This is a genomic window from Mesorhizobium sp. M7A.F.Ca.CA.001.08.2.1, from assembly GCF_003998455.1.
Taxonomy (GTDB): Bacteria; Pseudomonadota; Alphaproteobacteria; order Rhizobiales; family Rhizobiaceae; genus Mesorhizobium; species Mesorhizobium ciceri.
In genome coordinates, this window is record NZ_RZPW01000458.1 from 1 (window position 1) to 5,155 (window position 5,155).

Annotated in this window: 4 protein-coding genes; 1 reads left to right on the forward strand and 3 read right to left on the reverse strand. The window is 60.1% G+C overall.

What is annotated here, in order from left to right:
- Positions 1-797, reverse strand: a 797-nt coding sequence (locus EN914_RS23625; protein WP_127389298.1) for a lysylphosphatidylglycerol synthase domain-containing protein, incomplete at its 3' end; no start/stop codon positions are given.
- 184 nt (positions 798-981) lie between these two features.
- Positions 982-2,610: a glycosyltransferase family 39 protein gene (locus EN914_RS23630; protein WP_024504304.1), complete on the reverse strand. Its 1,629-nt coding sequence runs from the start codon at positions 2,608-2,610 to the stop codon at positions 982-984.
- Between the two features lie 212 nt (positions 2,611-2,822).
- Between EN914_RS23630 and EN914_RS23635 the strand changes: the two genes are divergently transcribed.
- Positions 2,823-3,440: a DUF995 domain-containing protein gene (locus tag EN914_RS23635; protein ID WP_245462195.1), complete on the forward strand. Its 618-nt coding sequence runs from the start codon at positions 2,823-2,825 to the stop codon at positions 3,438-3,440.
- Between the two features lie 678 nt (positions 3,441-4,118).
- Here the strand turns inward: EN914_RS23635 and galE are convergent.
- Positions 4,119-5,155, reverse strand: a 1,037-nt coding sequence (galE, locus tag EN914_RS23645; protein ID WP_127389299.1) for a UDP-glucose 4-epimerase GalE, incomplete at its 5' end; no start/stop codon positions are given.

Consider the following 5,155-nt stretch of genomic DNA (forward strand, 5'->3'; position numbering starts at 1 on the left):
GCCTGCAAGCCATTCTTCATCGTGATTCCGGAGGTGAGCAGCGCCGCTGCTGCTCCCGCTTCATAGGTGCCGAAGCCGGCGACGCCTTGCACCGGCAGTATGGCGGCTCCTTCGGCCCCAACGACGCCTGGAAAGGCGGTCGAAAAGGATGTCCCCAGCAGCATTGCCAACAACCATCCCTGCACAGCGAGCTTCAGGGACCAGTTCGCGATCGTCCACCACCAGCCATAGCGCGAGCGCCCGGTTGCTTCGGTGAACACATCTCGGAGCTTGCCGAGCTTCGCCACGATCTTGCCGCGGCCGGCCCAGTCATGCGGCGCACGCGCCCAGCGCGGCAGGTACCAGGCGGCGACGATCAAGACGGCCCCGCCCGCAATCCTAATCGCCAGATGCAGGCCCGGCCACACCACCAGGGCCAGCACGCCGACGACGAAGGCGTCCTGCAGCCTGAACCACAGCAGTGAGGCGCTGGCGCGCATGATCGGTATGCCGAAGACCTGGCGCAGGAGCAGGGGAAAGGCCGTCTCGCCGCCGCGAAAGGGCACGACATTGATCATCGCATTGTGGATCAGAATGACGCGCAGGCAGGCGCCGAAGCGGCCATGCACCTCGTCGCGGAACTCGTCGCAGACGCGCAGCGCACGCAAGACATAGGTGACGAAGAACGCGATCGTCGCCACGGCGAAGGTGCCGGGCGTGATGCGGGCAAAGGCGTCGCCGACCATGCGCCAGCGCGAGTCGCTGGCGAGCCAGGCCAGCAGGGCCAGCGTCACAATGATCGAAATCGCTCGTTTCAACAATTCCTCCGGTCACAACCGTCGAATTCCGCCAGCCATAGAGATATTTGAGCTTGCTGGCCGGCTTGTCTCGCTTAGCTTGCTGCGTTGGGCAGGCGAGGGCGGGTCGGCAAGGTCGCTGACCGTCGCCGGATTTCCAACGTTTGCCTGATCCCCAGCCCATAAGCCCAACGGCCTGACCAGATCAAGGCCGGCTGATTTCATAAATCAGGAGGTTGTCCGAATCCAGCCGCTTGGTCCCGATCTTGTTGAGATAGTCGATCACCCCGTCATGATGCTCGATGAACGGCCGTTTCTGACTGTCTTCGGCATCCTTTGCCACGCCGAACCAATCCGCGCCTTGCGTGCGAAGTTCCTCAAGCTGTGCTATCGCGATGGCATCGTCCTCGACGAACCTGGACCACTCCACGTCGCCGCCACCAGGCGGAAACACCCACCCGCGCGCCCTGCTGTAATAGACTGCGACAGGATCTCCCACCTCCGGAGCGATGGCCACGACAAGATCGCCAGGTTGGGCCCTGCGCGCCAACTCGTCGCCAAGCAACTTTCCATTCATGGCGAAGGGCGCCTTCATGGTCCGGACGAGGGGAAAAGTCGACCAGACAAGCATAGCGGCCGCGATGCAAATCGACCGCAGAATTACCCCAGGAGACGGAACGGTTTTGGCTCCAAGCGTCGCCAGGACGACCGCGCCACGGCCGCAAAACATCGCAAATGGCACATGGAATATATGATAGTTCCATGGATTGGTCGTGATCTCACGTGCCGCAGCGAGATAAACAACAGAGGCCGCTGCAAGCCATATGAAAGGTATGGCCGAAAGAGCGCGTTCTTTCGATTCCGCGACTGGCTGGGGCGGCATCCAGAATCCGACCGCCATCAAAATCATGAACGGATAGCCATAAAACCACCAGACCGACGTGTTCCAAACAGATTTGAAATAGAAATCGTTGTTGAAAAACGTCCAGAATCCAGAATCCCAGATGTATCCGCTGCCCGCGACATGAAAGGGCGGATAGGTTCGCCCGAGATAAATGGCCCAGCTGTAGTAGGCGCCGATGACGAACAGGCTGACCAGTCCGCTTATGAATACTTTGGCCGCATGCTTTCGCCGATTTTGCAAAAGCCAGCAAACCATCAGATAGAATATGACGCCTCCAGCAGCCAAACCCGGTGGTTTTGCAAGCACACCGAGGGAAAAGCTGGCTGTGGCGAAGGGGAGCAGCCACGCGCTGCCTCCCGTCCAGTATTTCGTGAAAAGCCAGACGCCCAAGGTTACCAGAGCCAGCATCGAGGGGTCGGGAAGGAACGAGCTGTCGATCATGATCGCCGCCGGCATCAGCGCATAGGCAAGTGCCGCGGCGTGGGCGTGCGTCTCGCCCCAGCATAGCGCCGTTAGTCTGTGCAGTGAAAACACCGTCACCAAGCCGAAAAGGGCCGCAATCATGCGGCCGAACCAGTCGTGCCAGCCAAAGAGTTGGTAGAGTATGGCGGTCAGATAGCTGACGATCTGGAACTCGCGGCCCTGATAGCTTGGCCCGGGCCCGGTCCAGCTGACCTCGGGGAAGAAGATGTTCCAGCTGCGCTGCTGGAAATTGTCGGCCATCATCGCGGTACTTGTTTCGCGCCAGCTGAAGGCATCGACCAGCGGCAAGGTTATGTTGTGGAACCTGAACAGGATCGCAATGAACAGTATCCCCAGCAAGATCGCCATGTTGGGGCTCACGGTGTTGCGAGCAGTCGTTTCCCGGACGGTCGACTGCTGCCGGTATTGCTGACCTTCGGCCTGGTTCAATTCCGGGTCGCCCGCCATTTGAAACCGCGTCCTCCCTCACGTCTGCGGATGTTGCTTTTGAGTGCGATTGTCAGAGTTGGGCAGAGCATATGACACATTTCTTAATTTTGACGACAGCGGGATGCGCACATCTGGAACGGTTGTTGTCCGTCCGCTCGCAAAGGTTGACATCACCGTTCTCGCGACTGTTAAATAGTTCATACGGCTGTCAGAGCGATGATAGTGCTACCTTGGGCAAAACGGGCATGCGAACGCCAATTGTACTGACAGCTCTGACCGGATTGCCACCGCATGGTGTCGACGGTCGACGCAAACATTGTGGGTTCGCAACTTGTATGCAACTCATGTTTCTCCTGGCCCTCTGCGGCCAGACGGCGCTTTCGGGAACGGCGCATGCGGCTGCCGCCAAAGACGGCAGACCAGCGGGAATGGTCATCGCACCGGCTCCAACTGCCTACGAGCTGCAGCTTCTTTATGCCGACCGCACATGGATATGGAAAAACGGCGCGGCCTTTTTCGCGCAGGGCAATCGACGTCTCCAGGCCTGGACGTCCGGGCAGGACACCGCGTCTGTCGCGGAGGGCAGATGGCTGGTGACCAAGGACGGCAAGATGTGCATGGAGCTCGCCTGGCGATCGAAGGGCTACACCGGCGAGCAGCACCGCACCTGCTACAGCCACCGCATTCAGGGCCGGAATATCGAGCAACGCAAGGATCCGGACGGGGAATGGTACGGTTTCAAGCGATCTCCCGAGGATCCTTCCGACGAATACAAGAAATTCGAAGCAGGCGACACCAAGGGCGCGCAGTTCGAAGTGACCCGCAAGCTGGTCGATGCCAAAAAGTAGGCCGCTTCCGGCCGCGCTGAGATGGCTTGGCTGTTCTCCCCGTGCGCCTGTTGTGGAACCCGCGAATCGCTTATGGTTGAGTGGCTCGGCAGGCGCGATCGGCGCGCCGATCGCATTTAGTCGCATTCAACTGCATCGCCCGGACGACAAGACGATGGCCTGCCATACGGTTTTGATGAAATTTAATAATTAGTGATATCTAATATAACGTGTGATGTGCGAGTGGTCACTCATGCGGCGTGGAAGCGGCCCAAGTATAGTATGTCGCAATGCGCCCCTGGCTTATACTTGATAGCAAGGGACAGAGGATGAGAAATTCCGCGAGCGTATTTCGCTCAAGCAAGAATGTCGTGTCTATTGCCGCGGCTGTGGCGCTGAGCTCTATGGTTGCAGGTTGTCAAGGTATGGACGCAACTGAAACCGGTTCGGTCCTTATCAGGCCCATCGTCCACCCGGTCCGCAGTCAGCCCGCGGTCCAGCCCGTGCAGGCCAGATTTCTCGTGCGCTCGCTCCGGGCCGACCTTCCGATCCAGATGACAAGCACAATAGGGACCGAAAGTGCCTACGCCTTTGCACCGCCGCAACGGATCAAAGCCAGCACGCCGGCGCCGGTGAACATCTCGTTCAATCCGGGCGATGGCAGCACGTTCTCGGGCGGCTCGCCTTATATCTGCAGCCCTAGCGGATTTGGCCAGCGCGCGAGCTGTCACCCCCGCTATCTCTGACCCGTCGGGCGACGACCGGCGCTGCCGCCCTCACTGGCGGCAGTTTCATGGGCCTGGTCTTCAGTCCGAAAAAGGGAGCGGCCGTCCTGACAATCGTATCGATGTCTGAAAGCTCCGGCACAAAGCCAAGATGTTCGCGTGCGCTTCCCGGATCGGCGTAGAGCTCCGCCGGATCTCCGGGGCGTCGGCTCCTGAACACTGCCGGAACCGGCCTCGACGTCATTCGGCCGACCGCCTTGACAATCTCCTTGATGGAGACGCCCCGCCCTGTGCCGAGATTGACCGCAAGGCTTCGCCCGCCACCCTCGAGATGCATGAGCGCTTTCAGGTGGGCGCGGGCCAGATCGGTGACGTGGATATAATCCCTTACGCAAGTGCCGTCCGACGTGTCGTAGTCGGTGCCGAAAACCTCGATCGCGTCGATGATGCCCGATGCGGCCATGAGCACTCTGGGAACCAGATGGGTTTCCGGCGAATGCCACTCACCGAGCTCGCCATCGGGATCGGCGCCACAAGCGTTGAAATAGCGCAGGATCGCAAATTTCATTCCGTATGCGGACGCATAGTCGCCGATGATCTGTTCGCCGATCAGCTTGGTGCGCCGCCCATAGGGGCTGATCGGATTTTGCGAGGAGGTCTCGCGAACCGGCAACGCCTCCGGCACGCCGTAGGTCGCACAGCTGCTGGAGAAGATGATGTTTTCGATCGAACTCGCGCGTGCGGCATCGAGCACCGCGATGGTGCCTGTCACATTGGTCGAATAATATTCGGCCGGCTCGCGAACGGACTCTCCGACATAGGCCAGCGCAGCAAAATGGATCACGGCCGTCGGCCGGTGCGTTTCCATCGCCCGCCGCAGTGCATCCCGATCCCGGATATCGCCGACGACAAGCGGCCCCCAGGCGACGGATCTCTCATTGCCGCGGCTCAGATTGTCGAAAACCACCGGCATGTAGCCGGCGGCGGCCAACTGCTTGCAGGTGTGGCTGC